General features: G+C 63.0%; 16 protein-coding genes and 1 pseudogene. 12 read left to right on the forward strand and 5 right to left on the reverse strand.

The features are described from left to right. Positions 1-108 precede the first annotated feature (108 nt). A complete protein-coding gene (locus tag CSV86_RS28005; protein ID WP_009404073.1) occupies positions 109-864 on the reverse strand; it encodes a hypothetical protein in 756 nt (251 codons plus the stop codon). A 228-nt stretch (positions 865-1,092) separates the two neighbouring features. Here CSV86_RS28005 and CSV86_RS28010 point away from each other — a divergent pair, with 228 nt between their 5' ends. From CSV86_RS28010 to CSV86_RS28050, 9 genes are all read left to right on the forward strand, one after another. Beyond that, complete coding sequence (locus tag CSV86_RS28010; RefSeq protein WP_009404077.1) at positions 1,093-2,070, forward strand: dipeptidase; 978 nt, start codon at positions 1,093-1,095, stop codon at positions 2,068-2,070. 75 nt (positions 2,071-2,145) lie between these two features. After that, positions 2,146-2,676, forward strand: a complete 531-nt coding sequence (locus CSV86_RS28015; RefSeq protein ID WP_009404079.1) for a 4-vinyl reductase — start codon at positions 2,146-2,148, stop codon at positions 2,674-2,676. 17 nt (positions 2,677-2,693) lie between these two features. Then, positions 2,694-4,754, forward strand: coding sequence for a dimethylglycine demethylation protein DgcA (gene dgcA, locus CSV86_RS28020; RefSeq protein WP_009404086.1), 2,061 nt, complete (start codon positions 2,694-2,696; stop codon positions 4,752-4,754). A 141-nt stretch (positions 4,755-4,895) separates the two neighbouring features. After that, the gene (gene dgcB / locus CSV86_RS28025; RefSeq protein ID WP_009404088.1) at positions 4,896-6,842 is read left to right on the forward strand and encodes a dimethylglycine demethylation protein DgcB; all 1,947 of its coding nucleotides are present in this window, start codon (positions 4,896-4,898) and stop codon (positions 6,840-6,842) included. After that, positions 6,842-8,065 carry an electron transfer flavoprotein subunit alpha gene (etfA, locus tag CSV86_RS28030; protein WP_009404090.1) on the forward strand — a complete coding sequence of 408 codons (1,224 nt, stop codon included), beginning with the start codon at positions 6,842-6,844 and terminating at the stop codon, positions 8,063-8,065. Before dgcB ends, etfA begins: the two co-directional genes overlap by 1 nt. Before the next feature lie 15 nt (positions 8,066-8,080). Then, on the forward strand, positions 8,081-8,851 hold the full coding sequence (gene etfB / locus CSV86_RS28035) for an electron transfer flavoprotein subunit beta (protein WP_009404092.1): 771 nt from the start codon (positions 8,081-8,083) through the stop codon (positions 8,849-8,851). 729 nt (positions 8,852-9,580) lie between these two features. Beyond that, positions 9,581-10,426 (forward strand): RHS repeat-associated core domain-containing protein, encoded by an 846-nt coding sequence (locus tag CSV86_RS28040; protein WP_009404094.1) that lies wholly within the window; start codon positions 9,581-9,583, stop codon positions 10,424-10,426. Continuing rightward, entirely contained in the window at positions 10,426-10,830 is a 405-nt protein-coding gene (locus tag CSV86_RS28045; RefSeq protein WP_170395211.1) for an RHS repeat-associated core domain-containing protein, read from the forward strand. Before CSV86_RS28040 ends, CSV86_RS28045 begins: the two co-directional genes overlap by 1 nt. A 519-nt stretch (positions 10,831-11,349) precedes the next feature. After that, positions 11,350-12,264, forward strand: coding sequence for an RHS repeat-associated core domain-containing protein (locus CSV86_RS28050; protein WP_080604794.1), 915 nt, complete (start codon positions 11,350-11,352; stop codon positions 12,262-12,264). A gap of 46 nt (positions 12,265-12,310) precedes the next feature. On the opposite strand, the gene gbca is transcribed toward CSV86_RS28050, so the two are convergent. Continuing rightward, the gene (gbca, locus tag CSV86_RS28055; RefSeq protein WP_009404102.1) at positions 12,311-13,597 is read right to left on the reverse strand and encodes a glycine betaine monooxygenase oxygenase subunit; all 1,287 of its coding nucleotides are present in this window, start codon (positions 13,595-13,597) and stop codon (positions 12,311-12,313) included. A gap of 282 nt (positions 13,598-13,879) precedes the next feature. Here gbca and gbcB point away from each other — a divergent pair, with 282 nt between their 5' ends. Then, on the forward strand, positions 13,880-14,983 hold the full coding sequence (gbcB, locus tag CSV86_RS28060; protein ID WP_009404105.1) for a glycine betaine monooxygenase reductase subunit: 1,104 nt from the start codon (positions 13,880-13,882) through the stop codon (positions 14,981-14,983). 2 nt (positions 14,984-14,985) lie between these two features. Here the strand turns inward: gbcB and CSV86_RS28065 are convergent, their stop codons facing one another. From CSV86_RS28065 to CSV86_RS33605, 3 genes and pseudogenes are all read right to left on the reverse strand, one after another. After that, on the reverse strand, positions 14,986-15,822 hold the full coding sequence (locus CSV86_RS28065) for a hypothetical protein (RefSeq protein WP_009404107.1): 837 nt from the start codon (positions 15,820-15,822) through the stop codon (positions 14,986-14,988). A 339-nt stretch (positions 15,823-16,161) separates the two neighbouring features. Beyond that, positions 16,162-17,025 carry a methyl-accepting chemotaxis protein gene (locus tag CSV86_RS33600; RefSeq protein WP_376699779.1) on the reverse strand — a complete coding sequence of 288 codons (864 nt, stop codon included), beginning with the start codon at positions 17,023-17,025 and terminating at the stop codon, positions 16,162-16,164. Then, positions 17,017-17,823, reverse strand: a pseudogene (locus tag CSV86_RS33605) (MCP four helix bundle domain-containing protein); the annotation flags it as partial. The gene CSV86_RS33600 and the pseudogene CSV86_RS33605, both read right to left, overlap by 9 nt. A 236-nt stretch (positions 17,824-18,059) precedes the next feature. On the opposite strand from CSV86_RS33605, the gene CSV86_RS28075 reads away from it, so the two are divergent. Next, positions 18,060-18,287, forward strand: a complete 228-nt coding sequence (locus tag CSV86_RS28075; RefSeq protein ID WP_009404110.1) for a hypothetical protein — start codon at positions 18,060-18,062, stop codon at positions 18,285-18,287. Beyond that, complete coding sequence (locus tag CSV86_RS28080; protein WP_009404111.1) at positions 18,284-18,586, forward strand: cell division protein ZapA; 303 nt, start codon at positions 18,284-18,286, stop codon at positions 18,584-18,586. The genes CSV86_RS28075 and CSV86_RS28080 overlap by 4 nt, the downstream gene beginning before the upstream one ends. Positions 18,587-18,589: the final 3 nt, after the last annotated feature.

Here is an 18,589-nt window from a genome sequence, read left to right on the forward strand (position 1 = left end):
TGGTTGCTGTTGATGGCCCTATCGCTGGCAAGCCAGCTCCCACAGGGGCCGCGTGCACCGCTGAACCTGTGGGAGCTGGCTTGCCAGCGATAGGGCCCGGAAGAACAGTCAAAGACTCAGATTTGCCACGAACTGGCTGGCATTCCTCCCCAGCTTCTCGACCACCGCGCCGCGCACCTGCTCGTACGCCTGCACATTCAGCACCGCCGTCTGTGCCGAGCGGAAGATCTGCACTTCGTTGTTCTGGAAGTTGATGAACAGGAAGCTGTTGTTGCTGACATTGCGGATCAGTTGCACGCAATTCATCAGCATGGTCACGTCACCCGCGGCATTCTGCGAGCAGGGCAGGATCTGGAAGGTGCCGACATGCCCGGCATTGCTGTGGTTCATGAACAGCTCCAGGGCATGGGGCTGCTTGCGCAGCGACTCCAGGGTGCGCCGGGCGATGGGGCTGAAGGCCGAACCTCCGACGACGCCTTCGATGATTTCGATGATGACGTCATTCATGCAGAACGACGCCTGGCTCGGGTGGAAACGCAGCAGTTCGGTGTGCGACAGGGTCCAGCCCAGCTTGCCCAGGCCCTCGGTATAGAACCCGAACCATTCCTCGCGCTGCCGCGCCTTGTCGAAACGCTTGTTCGCCGCCAGTTGCATCAGCAGGGTGCTGTTGAGCACATCTTCCCGGGCCTGGCGGGTCAGGCCGGCGACGAAGGACAACAGGCTGTCGCCGGCGACCACCGCACTGTCGCTGGATGGACCAGGAGCGTCGGGCTCATCCGGCGGGCTTTGCAGCAGTGGACGCACTACGTTGGTCGCGATTTCCAGCGAGGCGATGAATTCCAGCTGATCGGTCAGGTTGTTCATGGGTGACTCCTGTCATTAAGGGAGCCGCAGACACTAGTGAAATGCGCGAACCATGGCAGTCGGAGGGCCTTCCACGACCCTTCCCGCCACCCTTTGTCGCCCTTTGACGCTTTCGGCAATTCCCCTGTCGTTTTTGCATCGGGACGACAATCAACCGAGGCATATGCTGACCCCCAATAGCGCCGGCAGACGATTCGGCGCGCGATTGCCAATAAAGGGGACAGCCTGATGAGCCCAGCCGAACTACACGCCGACAGCATCGTTATCGACGGTCTGATCATCGCCAAGTGGAACCGCGAACTGTTCGAGGACATGCGCAAGGGCGGGCTGACCGCGGCCAACTGCACCGTGTCGGTCTGGGAGGGCTTCAAGGCGACCGTTGACCAGATCGCCGCGAGCCAGAAGCTGATCCGCGAAAACAGTGACCTGGTGATGCCCGTGCGCACCACCGCCGATATCCGCAAGGCCAAGGAGCTGGGCAAGACCGGCATCCTCTTCGGTTTCCAGAACGCCCACGCGTTCGAAGACCAGATCGCCTACGTGGACGTGTTCAAGCAGCTCGGCGTGGGCATCGTGCAGATGTGCTACAACACCCAGAACCTGGTCGGCACCGGCTGCTACGAGCGTGACGGCGGGCTGTCGGGCTTCGGTCGCGAGATCGTCGCCGAGATGAACCGTGTCGGCATCATGTGCGACCTGTCGCACGTAGGCTCGAAGACCAGCGAGGAAGTCATCCTCGAATCGAAGAAGCCGGTGTGCTACTCCCACTGCCTGCCTTCGGGCCTGAAGGAGCACCCGCGCAACAAGTCCGACGAGGAACTGAAGTTCATCGCCGACCACGGCGGCTTCGTCGGCGTGACCATGTTCGCGCCGTTCCTGGCCAAGGGTATCGACTCGACCATCGACGACTACGCCGAGGCCATCGAGTACACCATGAACATCGTCGGTGAAGACGCCATCGGTATCGGTACCGACTTCACCCAGGGCCATGGCCAGGACTTCTTCGAATACCTGACCCACGACAAGGGCTACGCCCGTCGCCTGACCAACTTCGGCAAGATCATCAACCCGCTGGGCATCCGCACCGTGGGCGAGTTCCCCAACCTCACCGAAACCCTGCTCAAGCGCGGCCATTCCGAGCGCGTGGTGCGCAAGATCATGGGCGAAAACTGGGTGAACGTTCTCAAGGATGTCTGGGGCGAGTAAGCCTCCGAAGCCTCTCTATCGAACCCCCGCATCAGGGCGGGGGCAGCCAATACATATTTCTGGAGTTGAGTTTCCATGGCCAAGATCGCCCCGCAATTGCCAATCGAAGTCGACAGCGAGACCGGTGTCTGGACCAGCGATGCCCTGCCGATGCTCTACGTACCGCGGCATTTCTTCGTCAACAATCACATGGGCATCGAGGAAGTGCTGGGCGCCGAGGCCTATGCCGAAATTCTCTACAAGGCCGGCTACAAGTCCGCCTGGCACTGGTGCGAGAAGGAAGCCGAATGCCACGGCCTGGAAGGTGTGGCGGTGTTCGAGCACTACATGAAGCGCCTGTCCCAGCGCGGCTGGGGCCTGTTCAAGATCCAGGACATCGACCTGGATAAAGGCACCGCCAGCGTCAAGCTCGAGCACTCCGCGTTCGTCTACGTCTACGGCAAGGTCGGGCGCAAGGTCGACTACATGTTCACCGGCTGGTTCGCCGGGGCCATGGACCAGATCCTCGCCGCTCGCGGCAGCAACATCCGTACGGTCGCCGAGCAGGTCTACGGCGGTTCCGAAGAAGGCCACGACGACGGCCTGTTCATCGTCAAGCCGTTGTAAGTCGAGGAGCACCCGCCATGGCGTTCGAAGCTATGTTCCAGCCGATCCAGATCGGCAAACTGACCATCCGCAACCGTGTGCTGAGTACCGCGCACGCCGAGGTCTATGCCACCGACGGCGGCATGACCACCGAGCGCTATGTGAAGTACTACGAAGAGAAGGCCAAGGGCGGCATCGGCCTGGCCATCTGCGGCGGTTCTTCCGTGGTCGCCATCGACAGCCCGCAGCAGTGGTGGTCGTCGGTCAACCTGTCCACCGACCGGATCATCCCGCACTTCCAGAATCTTGCCGACGCCATGCACAAGCACGGCGCCAAGATCATGATCCAGATTACCCACATGGGCCGTCGCTCGCGCTGGGACGGCTACCACTGGCCGACCCTGATGTCGCCGTCCGGCATCCGCGAACCCGTGCACCGCGCCACCTGCAAGACCATCGAGCCGGAAGAGATCTGGCGGGTGATCGGCAACTACGCGCAAGCTGCCCGCCGCGCGAAGGAAGGCGGCCTGGACGGCGTCGAGCTGTCTGCCGTGCACCAGCACATGATCGACCAGTTCTGGAGCCCGCGGGTCAACAAGCGCACCGACGAATGGGGCGGCAGCTTCGAAGGCCGCATGAAGTTCGGCCTGGAAGTGCTCAAGGCGGTGCGCGCCGAGGTCGGGCCGGACTTCTGCGTCGGCATGCGTATCTGCGGTGACGAATTCCACCCCGATGGCCTCAGCCACGAGGACATGAAGGAAATCGCCAAGTACTACGATGCCACCGGCATGGTCGATTTCTTCGGCGTGATCGGCTCGGGTTGCGACACCCACAACACCCTGGCCAACGTGATCCCCAACATGAGCTACCCGCCGGAGCCGTTCCTGCACCTGGCGGCGGGCATCAAGGAAGTGGTCAAGGCCCCGGTGCTGCACGCGCAGAACATCAAGGACCCGAACCAGGCCACGCGCATCCTCGAAGGCGGCTATGTCGACATGGTCGGCATGACCCGTGCGCACATCGCCGACCCGCACCTGATCGCCAAGATCAAGATGGGCCAGGTCGACCAGATCAAGCAGTGCGTCGGTGCCAACTACTGCATCGACCGCCAATACCAGGGCCTGGATGTGCTGTGCATCCAGAACGCCGCGACCTCCCGTGAATACATGGGCGTGCCGCACATCATCGAGAAATCCACCGGGCCGAAGCGCAAGGTGGTGATCGTCGGTGCCGGCCCGGCGGGCATGGAGGCGGCGCGGGTCGCTGCCGAGCGTGGCCACGACGTGACCCTGTTCGAGAAGAAGGAGCAGATCGGCGGGCAGATCACCATCGCCGCCAAGGCCCCGCAACGCGACCAGATCGCCGGTATCACCCGCTGGTACCAACTGGAGCTGGCACGCCTGAAGGTGGATCTGCGCCTGGGCACCGCGGCGGATGCCGACACCATCATGGACCTGCGCCCGGACATCGTGGTGCTGGCGGTGGGCGGTCATCCGTTCATGGAGCAGAACGAACATTGGGGCGCTGCCGAAGGGTTGGTGGTCAGCAGTTGGGACGTGCTCGACGGCAAGGTCGCGCCGGGCAAGAACGTGCTGGTCTACGACACCATCTGCGAATTCACCGGCATGTCGGTGGCCGACTTCATCGCTGACAAGGGCAGCCAGGTCGAGATCGTCACCGACGACATCAAGCCGGGCGTGGCCATCGGCGGGACCTCGTTCCCCACCTACTACCGCAGCATGTACCCCAAGGAAGTGATCATGACCGGCGACCTGATGCTGGAAAAGGTCTACCGCGAGGGCGACAAGCTGGTGGCGGTGCTGGAGAACGAATACACCGGGGCCAAGGAAGAACGGGTGGTCGACCAAGTGGTGATCGAGAACGGCGTGCGGCCGGACGAAGCGCTGTACTACGCGCTCAAGGACGGTTCGCGCAACAAGGGCCAGATCGATGTGGAAGCCCTGTTCGCCATCCAGCCGCAGCCGATCCTCGGCCAGGCTGGCGACGGTTACCTGCTGTACCGCATTGGCGACTGCGTGGCGCAGCGCAATACCCATGCGGCGATCTATGACGCCTTGCGCCTGTGCAAGGACTTCTGATCGGACCTTGATCGAGAGAGCGGCACGGACCCTGTGGGAGCTGGCTTGCCAGCGATAGCGGTAGTGAATCCACCATTGCAATCGCTGGCAAGCCAGCTCCCACAGGGTACGCGCCAACTCCAACCCGAGCGGGAGCTTCCCATGCTGAACGTTATCCTCCCCGTCCTGCTGTTTGCCGCCCTCGGCCTGGCCGTGCTCGGCGCCGTGCGGCGCGTGCGGATGTGGCGCCAGGGCCGGCCGTCGCCGGTCAACCTGCTGGCCGGCCTGCTGGCCATGCCGCGGCGTTACCTGGTCGATCTCCACCATGTGGTGGAACGCGACAAGTACATGTCGAAAACCCACGTGGCTACCGCTGGCGGCTTCGTCCTGTCCGCCGTGCTCGCCATTGTCGTCCACGGCTTCGGCCTGCACAGCAAGATCCTCGGCTACGCCCTGCTGGCGGCGACAGTGCTGATGTTCTGTGGTGCCCTGTTCGTCTTCAAGCGCCGCCTCGACCCGCCTTCGCGGCTGTCGAAAGGCCCCTGGATGCGCTTGCCGAAAAGCCTGCTGGTGTTTTCCACCACCTTCTTCATCGCCACCCTGCCGGTAGCCGGCATCCTCCCCGAAGGCTTCGGCGGCTGGTTCCTCGTCGGCCTGCTGGGGCTGGGGGTGATCTGGGGCGTGTCGGAGCTGTTCCTCGGCATGACCTGGGGCGGCCCGATGAAACACGCCTTCGCCGGTGCCCTGCACCTGGCCTGGCACCGCCGCGCCGAGCGCTTCGGCGGCGGCCGCTCCACCGGCCTCAAGCCGCTGGACCTGGAAGACCGCAGCGCGCCATTGGGCGTGGAAAAACCCAAGGACTTCACCTGGAACCAGTTGCTCGGCTTCGATGCCTGCGTGCAGTGCGGCAAGTGCGAAGCGATGTGCCCGGCCTTCGCTGCCGGCCAGCCGCTGAACCCGAAGAAACTGATCCAGGACATGGTCATCGGCCTGGCCGGTGGCACCGACGCGCAGTTCGCCGGCAGCCCGTACCCTGGCAAGCCGATCGGCGAACACGGCGGCCATCCGCACCAGCCGATCGTCAACGGCCTGGTGGACGCCGAGACTCTGTGGTCCTGTACCACCTGCCGGGCCTGCGTCGAGGAATGCCCGATGATGATCGAGCACGTCGATGCCATCGTCGACATGCGCCGCCACCTGACCCTGGAAAAGGGCGCCACGCCGAACAAGGGTGCGGAAGTCCTCGATAACCTGATCGCCACCGACAACCCCGGCGGCTTCAACCCGGGCGGACGCATGAACTGGGCCGCGGACCTGAACCTCAAGGTGCTCTCGGAGGTGAAATCCACCGAGGTGCTGTTCTGGGTCGGCGATGGCGCCTTCGACATGCGCAACCAGCGCACCCTGCGCGCCTTCGTCAAGGTGCTGAAAGCCTCGGGCGTGGACTTCGCCGTGCTCGGCCTGGAAGAGCGCGACAGCGGCGACGTGGCCCGGCGCCTGGGTGACGAAGCCACCTTCCAGACCCTGGCCAAGCGCAATATCCAGACGCTCGCGAAATACCGTTTCCAGCGCATCGTCACCTGCGATCCGCACAGCTTCCATGTGCTGAAGAACGAATACGGCGCCTTTGGCTGCGAGTACCTGGTGCAGCACCACAGCACCTACATCGCCGAACTGCTGGACGCCGGCAAGCTCAGCCTCGACGCACACAAGGGCGGCAGCGTGACCTACCACGACCCGTGCTACCTGGGCCGCTACAACGGTGAATACGAGGCGCCGCGCCAGGTGCTGCGCGCCCTCGGCATCGAGGTCAAGGAGATGGAGCGTTCCGGCTTCCGTTCCCGCTGCTGCGGTGGTGGCGGCGGTGCGCCGATCACCGATATCCCGGGCAAGCAGCGCATTCCCGATATGCGCATGGAAGACATCCGCGAGACCGGCGCCGAGGTGGTGGCGGTAGGTTGTCCACAGTGCACGGCCATGCTCGAAGGCGTGGTCGAACCCCGGCCGCTGATCAAGGACCTGGCCGAACTGGTGGCCGATGCCCTGGTGGAAAGTGCCGCGCCGAGCAAGCCGGCGCCGAGCAAACGTGAACCTGCGGAGGTGCACTGATGAGCGACATTATTCGCCGCGACCCGCGTGCCGAATGGATCGCACGCAACCGCCTGCATCCGCTGCATGCGGCCATGCAGGTCAAGCAGGACAGCTGGATGGGGCCCAACGGCGTCATCCGCAAGAATCCCCACGCGCTCGGCTTCATCGGCCCCAACGGCCTCAAGCGCATCGACCGCAGCGGCGCCCAGCAAGGTGGTGGCAGCAGCAAGCGCAGCGCGGCGGCCGAGGTACAACTGCCGCTGCACCAGGTCACGGCGCCGGCGTTCTATATCGCCGTGGTCCCGGACATGGTCGGCGGTCGCTTGAGCAGCCACGACCGCGATCTGCTCGGCCTGGCCCACAGCCTGGCCGGCAGCGACGGCGCGGTGCTGGCCGTGGTGTTCGGTGAGCACAAGGAAAGCAACTTTACCGGCAATGGTGTCGACCGCCTGCTGCTGATCGACGGCGAGCAGTTCGAGGGTTATGCACCGGAACAAAGGGTGCAGGGCCTGCGGGCTGTGGATAACCAGTTTTCGCCACGCCACTGGTTGCTGCCTGACAGCCGTACCGGTGGTGGCGAACTGGGCCGGCGCTTTGCCGCCGCCTTGGGCGAACGCCCGGCGACGCGGGTCTGGCAGGTCAAGGACGGGCTTTCCAGCGGGCGCGCCGGTGCTGGCCAGCAGGACCTGGTGCGCAATCTGCCACGCCTGATCCTGGCCGCCGCCGAATGTGCCGAACCGGTCAGCGAAACCCGCCATGAAGCCTTGCCGGTGGAGTTGTCCACAGGCGTAGCGCGCAGCCTGTCGCGGATCGAGGATCTCGGCCCGGTGGCGGTAGACCCGGCGGCCATCGCCATGGCCGAGGCCGAGTTCATCGTCTCCGGTGGCAACGGGGTCAAGGACTGGGCGCTGTTCCACCGTGCCACGGCAGCCCTCGGTGCCACCGAAGGCGCCTCGCGGGTGGCGGTGGACGACGGCTTCATGCCGCGCAACCGCCAGGTGGGTGCCACCGGCACCTGGGTTACCGCGCGGGTCTATGTGGCCGTGGGTATTTCCGGGGCGATCCAGCACCTGCAGGGCATCGGCGCCTGCGACAAGGTGGTGGCGATCAACATGGATCCGGGCTGCGACATGATCAAACGCGCCGATCTCTCGGTGATCGGTGACAGCGCAGCGATCCTCCAGGCCCTGATCGAGGCTGTGGACAACTTCCGCAACGGCGCCCGGCGCGATGCGGCATAAGGGCAGGGCAACGTCATGAACACGAAGATCATCAGCCTGGTATCGGTCGGCGCCCACCCCACCTCGGGGCGCAGCCGCCGCGCCGAACAGGACGCCCGCGCGGTGGAACTGGGGCTGCAACTGGCCGGCGACAGCCTGCGGGTGCTGCATGCCGGCGACCCACGGGAAGAAGCCTTGCGCGCCTACCTGGGCATGGGCCTGGAGAAACTGGAGGTACTGGAACAACCGGCCGGTGCCGATGTGCTCGGACCGCTCGGTGATTACCTGCGTGATGCCGGAGCGCAACTGGTGCTGACCGGCAGCCAGGCGGAAACCGGCGAAGGCTCGGGGATGCTCCCGTACTTGCTGGCCGAACGCCTGGGCTGGCCGTTGGTGGTAGGGCTGGCCGAGGTGGAATCCATCGAAAATGGCACTGCGCAGGTGCTGCAAGCCTTGCCTCGCGGGCAGCGCAGGCGGCTGAAAGTGCGCCTGCCGTTTCTCGCCTCTGTGGATAACGCCGCACCGAAGCCTCGCCAGAGCGCTTTCGGCCCGGCCCGGCGCGGCGTGCTGGCGCCTCACGAGGTGGAAATCGTCGACGACGAACTGTTCGAAAGTGCCGAATTGCTGCCGGCGAAGCCGCGGCCCAAGCGGCTCAAGGTGATCAAGGCGAAGAGTGGCGCGGACCGCATGAAGGCCGCTACGGCCAAGGCCAGTGGTGGCGGCGGTCAGGTGCTCAAGGATGTCAGCCCACAGGCGGGCGCCGAGGCGATTCTCAAGCTGCTGGTGGAGGAAGGCGTGCTGCGCTGAGCGTTGTGCACAAAGTCTGTTGGCGGCTCTGTGGATAAAATGTTGGTCACCCTCTGGAAGCCTTGCTCTGCAAGGCTTTCGCGTTTCTGGTCATATATCGTACAGCTCAGATCCAGGAATGCGCGCTGTTGATCAGCCTTGGGCAATAGGAGTTGCCCACAATCCTTGTTGGCGGTTCTGTGGATAAACTGTTCTTTCAAAAAATAAGTTCATGTAAATCATGTACTTATATGGTTTGATCAAAATATGTTCAATTGTTCGAAAAAATCCGGTCAGATGCTCTATAGCCCAGGTAAATCGGAGGTTTTCGACCTTATCCACAGCTCATGACACGGAATGAAAAGTTTCACACAAAGTCTGTTGGCCCCTTTGTGGATAAGGTGTTCGCTGAGCGCTGAAGGCCAGGTTTTACAAGGGGTCGAGCGAAGTGGTCAAAAATTGATCGGTTTACCTCTGTGCGGCCAGCGTGCACCCCGGGCGCTTTCCACAGGGGTTGCCCACAATAGCTGTGGGTCGAGCTGTGGATAAAATGTTGCCAAGGTGGTTTTGTTCAGCAAATGCGGGGGCCTGCGAGGGTTGTTCAAAAAATGCACAGCCGTACTGAGGGCCCCGCTACCTGATAGAACTGTCAGTAGTGCTCGTCCCGGATCAAGGCGTAAGGTTAAACGAGGGATTACCTGCGTGAGGTTCAGCATGCCGACTTTGCCCGCCGTCCGGACTGATCGAACAGTGCCTGATGCAACCCGCGCCGCCTTCAACGGCCAGGTTCTCGAGCCTTGGGGTTGCTATCTACCAGGCAATGGTTATCGGGCCTACAATCCGATCCTGTTGCGTTTCCACGGCCCGGACCGCTGGAGTCCCTTCCAGCGCGGCGGGCTCAATCCCTATGCCTACTGCTCCGGTGACCCGGTGAACGCCGTGGATCCGACCGGACGCTGGGAAGAAAAGATCACCCCCCTGCTGTCGCTGGGGCTGAACATGATGCTGTTCAGCCTGGCTGCCTACGCATTGCGCAGCACGGCGCCAGCCATGCAAAAACGCGCGCCGCTGACGGCTACCTATATCAGCTTCAGTGGTTCCCTGATCGGCATGTATGGTTCCGTCGAGCAACTGCTGGGCAATCCCGAGGGCAGGTACCTCAACTGGCTAGGCACATCGTTGTCGACCATCTCGGCCGCGACGCGCGTCTGGCTCGCGCGGAGGGTGGACCGGCAGGATCGCTTCAACGAACGCATTCAGGTGATGCGTGACAAGATGTACAGGGAATCGAACGTCAAGTATGTGCCGCCGGCTTCCCCGCCCCAAACACCCGTTCCGCTCCGCTCGGTCACTCCGCCCGCGAGCACGCCCCCGGCCAATCCGGTACAGCGGACACCGCCGCCGCCGCGTGAGCAGTCGGCTTCTCCGATTTCCAGTATTCCTTCGCATGTGTCGGGTTCGCCGCGCTCGGGATCGATAGTCAGCGTTGCGTCGACCAGCAGTCGAGGTTCGGTAATTGGAGATTTACCGAAGATCAACCGGGATATTCGTGGGCAGCGCAAGCAAAGCGTGCGCTTCTTCGCGACCAACTATTGATGAGCAGACCATTCTCACAACCTGGCTTCAACGGCCACCACCTGGAGGCTGCGGGTTGGTATCACCTGGGCAACGGCCACCGGGTCTACAGCCCGTTGCTCATGCGCTTTCACTGCCCGGACCGACTGAGCCCGTTCGGCGCGGGGGGCTTGAATGCCTACGCCTATTGCCTGGGCGACCCGGTCAATAGAAGGGACCCGACGGGACGCGCGACAGAAGATATTCACATCGTGAGTCTGGTCGTTGCTGGTATATCCATCGGCTACGGGTTCATGTCTCTCATCGTTCCTCCGCTGGCCAGGCTGGCGCGCCCTGGCTCCCGCGTGCATGGCTGGGCTTCGATGGGGCCACCTCTCAGCTCGTCCCCGGGGGGCTGGATGCCGCTGCTACCATTGCCGGAATAGCAGGGGGAGGACTCGGGGCCGCGGCCACCAAGCTGAGCATGGAGGACCCGGAGTCACGCTTGGCGAAGGACCTTACTCATATCAGCCTGTACACAACGCTCGGCGTACTGGTCACCGGTAGGCTGGTTGTGGGGGTGACGCCTGCGAAAGACTTCACCTCCCATCGCTGGCGCACCGTGGGCAAGTTCGTCCATGGTCCGAAAAAAATCGAACGGAACGAGCAGCCCAGGTTGAATGTAGCGTCGATGAACGATCCGGATATCGAAATGAGGAATCTCTCGTCGAGGCGGGCCACCCCTCCAATCTTGCCGGAGATGCAGTCGCAACAGCAGGTCGTGCAGAGGCGTAGCGGGCGTACCGCAGAGTATTTCCGGCGACTATGGCCAACGCGGGGCAGTTGGAATCGTCCCGAGTAGGTCGGGTGCGGGGCGTAGCTGACCTGGCATTTCTGCCAGTTTCGCTGTGCCGACGACTGGATTAGCGTGGTGGCTACAAATTCGCCTACAGGAACATCCAGCAATGAAAGACCTCGGTACGGATGCTGACCATGGTCGAAAGGCTGTCACCACAGTGCTGATCGCCACCAATCACAGCCAGACGGTAATTGCAGAACATGCCGGCAGGCTCAACCGCATCGCCTGCGAACCCTACGGTGTGCAAAGCGCAGATCGGCCGCCGCAGTCACGCCAGGGCTTCAATGGTGAGCTTCGCGAAACGCTGCTGGACGGATACGCACTGGGAGTGGGTTATCGTTTCTACAATCCACTGCTGAGGCGCTTTCAAGGTATGGACGAGCTAAGCCCGTTCGAGGCGGGTGGGTTCAATGGATATGGATATTGCGCAGGTGACCCGCTGAACAATGGCGATCCAAGTGGGCGGGTGGTGGTTTCCTGGCTCCAGGGATGGCAAACCAGGGGCTTTCAAAAGACGATGAGACCGCAACTGGATCTACAAATCCATGTGTCTGCGCGGACTGACTGGAACATACCTCGTCTACCGCTTGGCACACAACGCCAGGCACCTTCTGTTTCTAGGCACAGGATGGCGCCTCAGCCTGTAGCGTTCAGTGGCCAGGGAATCAATAGATCGGATGTCCCGGCTGTTGCGGCTAGCCACACGCGCCCCACCCGCCAGGCGACGCCTTCACTCGATCGATATTCGTTCACGCGCTCGGGGGTGGAGTTCCATTCGGGGTCTGCCAGTCTGACCACCCGGCTGTGGATAAAAACTGCAGTACCTGTATCGGGCATGCCCAAATCCGGGCCCGCTGGCCGAGCGGAGTACCCTAAGACATTCGAGGGGCTCGATGAGTACCCGCCTGATGTCATCAACACTGGGTTAATCGTGCATGAGCTGCGCTCAACCGCTCTCGTCCGGGCCGCAGAATTGAACAGGCATGGGACACGGCAGTCGGGGTCCTCAATTCGGCAGTAGCCGAGCCGGGCCCGCTTGGGCCCGGCGCTTGCGCAGAGCGACTTGGTTACACCGAAACATCCTTCAGATAAGGCGCCGGCTCCGCCCCCAGGTTGTTCAACACCCGCTGGCTGTACCAGTCGATGAAGTTGACCACGCCGAACTCGTAGGTTTTCGAGTACGGGCCTGGCTGGTATGCGGTGGAGTTGATGCCACGCTGGTTTTCCTCGGCCAGGCGACGGTCCTGGTCGTTGGTGGCGTCCCACACTTCGCGCATGCGCTGCGGGTCGTAGTCCACGCCTTCCACGGCGTCCTTGCGCACCAGCCACTTGGTGGTGACCTTGGTTTCCTGGGCACTGATCGGCCACACGGTGAAGACGATCATGTGGTCGCCCATGCAGTGGTTCCACGAGTGCGGCAGGTGGAGGATGCGCATCGAGCCGAGGTCGGGGTTCTGGATCCGCCCCATCAGCTTGCTGCAGGCCTGCTTGCCGTCCATGGTCATGGACACGGTGCCCTTGAGCAGCGGCATGCGCACGATACGGTTGCGCAGGCCGTGGCTCTTGTGCAGGTACGGGATTTTCTCGGCTTCCCAGGCGGCGGCGGAGGCGGCGACGTGGTCCTTGAACGACTGGGTCGCGCGCGGATCGTTGGTGTCGTCCCATTCGAGCAGGGTGTTGAGCAGTTCCGGGTGCGAACCGCTGCAGTGGTAGCACTCGCGGTTGTTTTCCAGGACCAGCTTCCAGTTGGCCTTTTCCAGCAGGGTGGTCTGCACGGCCACCTTGGTGTTTTCCATGTCGTACGGTTCCATGTAGTGCGCCAGCGTGGCGAGGAACTCGTCGATGGCCGGCGGGTTTTCCGCCAGGCTGATGAAGATGTAGCCGCCGGCGACCTTCACATGCACCGGTTTCAGGCCGTACTGCTTCATGTCGAAGTCGGCGCCCATTTCGGTGCCTGCGAACAGCAGGCGGCCGTCCAGCTCGTAGGTCCATTGGTGGTACGGGCAGACCAGCTTGGCCACCTTGCCCTTGTCGCTGGTGCACAGGCGCGAGCCGCGGTGGCGGCAGACGTTGTGGAAGGCGTGGACCTGGCCCTCGGCCCCGCGTACCACCATGATCGGGTTCTTGCCGATTTCCAGGGTGAGGAAGTTGCCCTTGGCCGGGATTTCGCAGGTCATGCCGGCGATCAGCCACTCCTTGTGGAAGATCTCCTGCATGTCGATCTGGAACAGGCGCTCGTCGGTGTAGAAGGGTTGCGGCAGCGAGAAGGTGCGCTCGCGGTTCTGCAGCATTTCGGCGGTGGCCTTGCGTGCTGGTTCCAGCGGATCGTCCAGGCTCAGGGTGGTGACGTCCATCGTGCGTGTCCTCATGGCCTCGGTGGGCCGGCGAAAGTGGCTAATCGTTGTTATGCGACGCAGGGCATTTGTGCAGGGATCATTTGCGACGGAGTGTGCGATTGCCGACGACGCGAACCATATCCATGGGCGACATGATCGAATCCGTTTCCGACGCGCCAGCCCTTGTCGGCAGGGGCTGGTCGCGATAAGCACGCCGATGTCGTGAACAGGTAAGTGCAGCGCCGATGGCTTGCGCATTATCGGCATCATCAGGCCGCAGTCGGCCGTGGAGACCCGAGCATGTCCAATACCTTCCTCAACCCGGTGACCACCCAGACCTGGGCCAACGGCCGCCATATCGTTCGCTGCGTCAAGGTCATCCAGGAAACCTGGGACGTGCGCACCTTCTGCTTCATGGCCGACCAGCCGATCATGTTCTTCTTCAAGCCGGGCCAGTTCGTCACCCTGGAGCTGGAAATCGAAGGCCAGCCGGTTATGCGTTCCTACACCATTTCCAGCTCGCCATCGGTGCCCTACAGCTTCTCGGTGACCATCAAGCGCGTGCCGGGCGGCAAGGTTTCCAACTACCTGCACGACACCCTGCACGAGGGCCAGGAACTGGCGGTGCACGGGCCGGTCGGGCTGTTCAACGCCATCGACTTCCCCAGCCCGAAGGTCCTGTACCTCAGCGGCGGCGTCGGCATCACCCCGGTGATGTCCATGGCCCGCTGGTTCTACGACACCAACGGCAACGTCGATATGGTCTTCGTGCACAGCGCGCGCTCGCCGAAGGACATCATCTACCACCGCGAGCTGGAGCACATGGCGTCGCGGATTCCTAACTTCAGCCTGCACATCATTTGCGAGAAACATGGCCTCGGCGAGCCCTGGGCCGGCTATCGCGGCTACCTGAACCACAAGCTGCTGGAACTGATGGCGCCGGACTTCATGGAGCGCGAGATCTTCTGCTGCGGCCCGACGCCCTATATGACCGCGGTCAAGCGCCTGCTCGAAGCCGCCGGCTACGACATGAGCCGCTATCACGAGGAGTCCTTCGGTGCGACGCCGCCGGAGGCCAAGGCCGACGCGGTGGAGCATGCCGAGCAGGCAGCGGAAGCGGCAGAGGAAATCACCGCCAGCGATATGCACCTGGTGGAGTTCACCGCCACCGGCAAGAGCAGCCGAATCGTGCCCGGCGAGACCGTGCATGCCGCTGCGGCCAAGGTCGGCCTGATGATTCCCAAGGCTTGCGGCATGGGTATCTGCGGCACCTGCAAGGTGCTCAAGCTGGGTGGCGAAGTAGAGATGGAGCACAACGGCGGGATCACCGACGAGGACGTCGCCGAAGGCTACATCCTGTCCTGCTGCAGCGTGCCGAAGGGGGATGTGCGGATCGAATACTGAGGTTAGTACAAGGGAACCCAAGTCAACAGCAGCGACATAACGAAGCCCGCGAGCAGCAGCACGCGGGCTTTGGTTTTTCTGGGCCTGGCGGCGAGTGCGGTGACCAGCGCACGGCCCTGCACGGCCATGGCCCCGAGCATGCACAGCGCCAGCAAGGCCAGGGTGGCGCTACCCAGCCCGGGGATGATCCGTTCGCCCAGCAGGCGCAGGCTGAGCACCGTATCCACGGCGGGAATGGCCGAGGCCATCAGGGCGCCGAGGCACATCAGGCCCAGCGCTGGCAGGCTCAGGCCGAGGTAATGTGCCGGCCCCTGGTTGACCAGCGCAGGCAACAGGATCTGCCAGAGTGTCGCCGCTACTGCCAGGGAGGCGAAGGCCGACCAGGCAAAACCCGGCTGGCGTTGTGCCGTATCGGCTTCCAGCAACAGCGGAGCGGCGAAACCCAGCAGCACCAGGACCAGCGCCAGCAAAGGTGCCAGCAATGTGAGGAGCCGATACAGCAAGGGCGGGCCAATGAATGCCAGCAATGCCGACAGGCTTACCGCCAGCAGCAGCCAATGCTGGGGTGTTCCGGGCAGCAGGTGAATGGCCATGCGCGCGAGGATCTGCAAATGCACGGTGTGCAGAACCAAGGCCAGCGGCAGCAGCAGGATTGCACAGGGGATGAAAGGCTGCCGGCGCGAGACCAGGCTGCCGAGCAGTATCGCCGGAATGATCGCCAGCACCGACTGCCAGAAGCCCAGGCCCTGCAGCGGGCCGAGGAAGCCGATGGCGAGCGGGCCGGGGAGAAAGTTGCTGGCGAACCAGAAGGCGATGCTCTGGCGGGGCTGGGTGTGCATGGTAGGGGCTGGCGTACTCGTCAGGTTCGAGCGCGCGAGGGTAGGGGATGTCGAGGCGTTTTACCGGGGGAAATGATTCAAAACGTGCAGGGGAAAAAGGCGGGGGATTACCGGGGATTAAGCGGTTTCCGGGGGATTTCGCGAAGATTTGTAGGAATTGGTTTTGCGAGGGTGTAGGTGGTGCTCCAGGGATGCCGGATTGTGTGGTGAATTCCTAGTATCACTGTCGATATTCATGGCCTCATCGCTGGCAAGCCAGCTCCCACAGGTCCAGCGGTGCACGCGGTCACTGTGGGAGCTGGCTTGCCAGCGATAGGGTCATCACAGACGAAGCAGGTCTCAGACCCTGAACCGCCCCACCAGGTTATTCAGGTCTACCGCCAGCCGCGACAGCTCGGCACTGGCTGCGCTGGTCTGGTGGGCGCCGGTCGCCGATTGTACCGACAGGTCATTGATGTTCACCAGGTTGCGGTCCACTTCCCGCGCTACCTGGGCCTGCTCTTCGGCGGCGCTGGCGATCACCAGGTTGCGCTCGTTGATCTGCGCCACGGCACCGGTGATGGTATCCAGCGCGCTACCGGCACCACGGGCGATGTTCAGGGTCGACTCGGCGCGTTCGGTGCTGTTGCGCATGGAGCTGACCGCCTGCTCGGTTCCGCCCTGGATGCTGCTGACCATGCGTTCGATTTCCTGGGTGGATTGCTGGGTGCGGTGCGCCAGCGCCCGGACTTCATCGGCGACCACGGCAAACCCGCGACCGGCCTCGCCGGCCCGCGCGGCTTCGATGGCGGCGTTGAGGGCGAGCAGGTTGGTCTGGTCGGCCAGGCCGCGGATCACGTCCAGCACCTTGCCGATATCCCGCGACTGTTCGGCCAGGTTGCCGACCAGCACCGAGGTGCTTTGCACGTCGGTGCTCATGCGTTCGATGGCGCTGACGGTCTCCAGCACCAGGTCGCGCCCGTCGGTGGCGGAGCGGGTGGCTTCGGCCGAGGCTTCGGAAGTGCTGACCGCGTTGCGCGCCACTTCCTCCACGGCGCTGGTCATCTCGGTGACCGCAGTGGCCGCCTGCTGGATTTCATTGTTCTGCTGTTGCAGGCCGCGGGCGCTTTCCTCGGTGACGCTGTTCAGCTCTTCGGCGGCCGACGCCAGTTGGGTGGCGGAGCCGGAAATCTGCTGCAGGGTGTCGCGCAGCTGCTCCTGCATGGTCGCGATGGCCTGTTGCAGGCGGGTGGCTTCATCCTTGCCCTCGGGGCGGATGCTTTGGGTCAGGTTGCCGCTGGCAATCTGCTCGGCGACGCCCAGCACTTCGCTCATCGGCCTGACGATGCTGCGGGTCAGGACGATGGCACAGAGGAAGGTCAGCACCGTGGCCGCGACCAGCAGGGCGATGACCAGGGTAAAGGCATTAGAATACTGATCGGCGGCCGTCTGGTTGATGTCGCGGGTCTGCTCGGTATTGATCTTGACCAGCTTGTCCACGGTGCCCGTAATCAGCTCCATGTTCTGCAACAGGTCACGGTTGATCATCTCGCGGATCGCCGGGAGGTCGTTGGCCTGGGAGAGCTGGACCATGCGCGTTTCCAGCTGGCGGTACTGGCCGAGGGCCTGGACGAACTGGTTGTACACGGCCTGTTCTTCGTCGCTGGCGATCAGCGGTTCGTAGATTTTTCGCGCGGCATCGATCTGCGTGTTGCGCTCGTTCAGCTGGCTGTAGGTGGTTTGCAGCAGGTCCGCTTCGCGGTTGATCATCAGGCGATAGGACAGGGTGCGCAGGCGCAGGGTGTACAGGTTGATCTGGTCAAGGGCCTTGATACTCGGCACCGTGACCCGCTCGATCGATTGGCCGGCCTGGCGGATGTCGCTCATCTGGTGCAGGGCGAAGATGCCCAGGGTCAGCATTAGCGTGCCGATCAGCGCGAAGCCCAGCAGTGCACGCGGGGCGATGTTCATATTGCGTAAGGACATGGTTCGTATCCAGGCTCGGGAAGGAACGCGATCCATGCGCAAAGTTGGGGTGTTCTTAATGCCTATCGGTAAACGGCGGGCGGACTTGAGGCTTTGTCGGACAAAATCATTGGCCGCTGATCGCGCTTTGTCCGACCGGAGGGGGAACCGAGTGACCCATGTCAGGTCAATGTGCACCAACGCGGGGCTCTGGCCCCGATATCTCTGGCGGGTCGGGCATGTTTTCTTTATCGTGTGCGCCCCCGATTTACCCCTCCCTGGAGAAGGTCACCATGCTGGACACCATCCTGAGTCAACTGGAACAACTGGTCAGCGAACTGCTGCAGAAAAATCAGCAACTGGCCGAGCGCAATGCCCAACTGGACAGCGAACTGGCCCAGGCCCGTGACGAGAACGAAAGCCTGCAACTGAGCCTGATGGAGCAGGAAGAGAAGTACGCCGGCACCAACGCCCGCATCCAGGCCCTGATCGAACGTGCCAGCGGTACCGTCGGCGCATGAACGAGTCTGCGAAGACGATCAATGTCGTCTCGATCATGGGCAACGACTATTCGATCAAGGCCCCGGCGGGCCAGGAGCAGGTGCTTGCCGACGCGGTGCGGATGCTCAAGGCATCCCTGGCCGAAACCAAGCGCAGCTACCCGTCGTTGATCGGCGACAAGCTGCTGGTGCTGGCGGCCTTGAACCTGTGTTCGCAGCAGATCGCACTGCAGCAGGCGCACCAGCAAACCCTCGACCGTTATCAAGAGCAAGTCAGCGCCACGGTCGATGCAATTTCCCAGGCGATCGATAACGCCTGATTT

The sequence above is a fragment of the Pseudomonas bharatica CSV86 genome, from assembly GCF_000319305.2.
Lineage (GTDB): Bacteria > Pseudomonadota > Gammaproteobacteria > Pseudomonadales > Pseudomonadaceae > Aquipseudomonas > Aquipseudomonas bharatica.

Excerpts from the sequence above, each read along its gene's own strand:
- CSV86_RS28015 (WP_009404079.1), top strand. The coding sequence starts at position 2,146 with ATGGCCAAGATCGCCCCGCAATTGCCAATCGAAGTCGACAGCGAGACC.
- dgcA (WP_009404086.1), top strand. The coding sequence starts at position 2,694 with ATGGCGTTCGAAGCTATGTTCCAGCCGATCCAGATCGGCAAACTGACC.
- CSV86_RS28005 (WP_009404073.1), bottom strand. The coding sequence starts at position 864 with ATGAACAACCTGACCGATCAGCTGGAATTCATCGCCTCGCTGGAAATC.
- CSV86_RS28050 (WP_080604794.1), top strand. The coding sequence starts at position 11,350 with ATGAAAGACCTCGGTACGGATGCTGACCATGGTCGAAAGGCTGTCACC.
- CSV86_RS28075 (WP_009404110.1), top strand. The coding sequence starts at position 18,060 with ATGCTGGACACCATCCTGAGTCAACTGGAACAACTGGTCAGCGAACTG.
- dgcB (WP_009404088.1), top strand. The coding sequence starts at position 4,896 with ATGCTGAACGTTATCCTCCCCGTCCTGCTGTTTGCCGCCCTCGGCCTG.
- CSV86_RS28065 (WP_009404107.1), bottom strand. The coding sequence starts at position 15,822 with ATGCACACCCAGCCCCGCCAGAGCATCGCCTTCTGGTTCGCCAGCAAC.
- CSV86_RS28010 (WP_009404077.1), top strand. The coding sequence starts at position 1,093 with ATGAGCCCAGCCGAACTACACGCCGACAGCATCGTTATCGACGGTCTG.
- gbca (WP_009404102.1), bottom strand. The coding sequence starts at position 13,597 with ATGGACGTCACCACCCTGAGCCTGGACGATCCGCTGGAACCAGCACGC.
- CSV86_RS33600 (WP_376699779.1), bottom strand. The coding sequence starts at position 17,025 with ATGCAGGAGCAGCTGCGCGACACCCTGCAGCAGATTTCCGGCTCCGCC.
- CSV86_RS28080 (WP_009404111.1), top strand. The coding sequence starts at position 18,284 with ATGAACGAGTCTGCGAAGACGATCAATGTCGTCTCGATCATGGGCAAC.
- etfA (WP_009404090.1), top strand. The coding sequence starts at position 6,842 with ATGAGCGACATTATTCGCCGCGACCCGCGTGCCGAATGGATCGCACGC.
- etfB (WP_009404092.1), top strand. The coding sequence starts at position 8,081 with ATGAACACGAAGATCATCAGCCTGGTATCGGTCGGCGCCCACCCCACC.
- gbcB (WP_009404105.1), top strand. The coding sequence starts at position 13,880 with ATGTCCAATACCTTCCTCAACCCGGTGACCACCCAGACCTGGGCCAAC.
- CSV86_RS28045 (WP_170395211.1), top strand. The coding sequence starts at position 10,426 with ATGAGCAGACCATTCTCACAACCTGGCTTCAACGGCCACCACCTGGAG.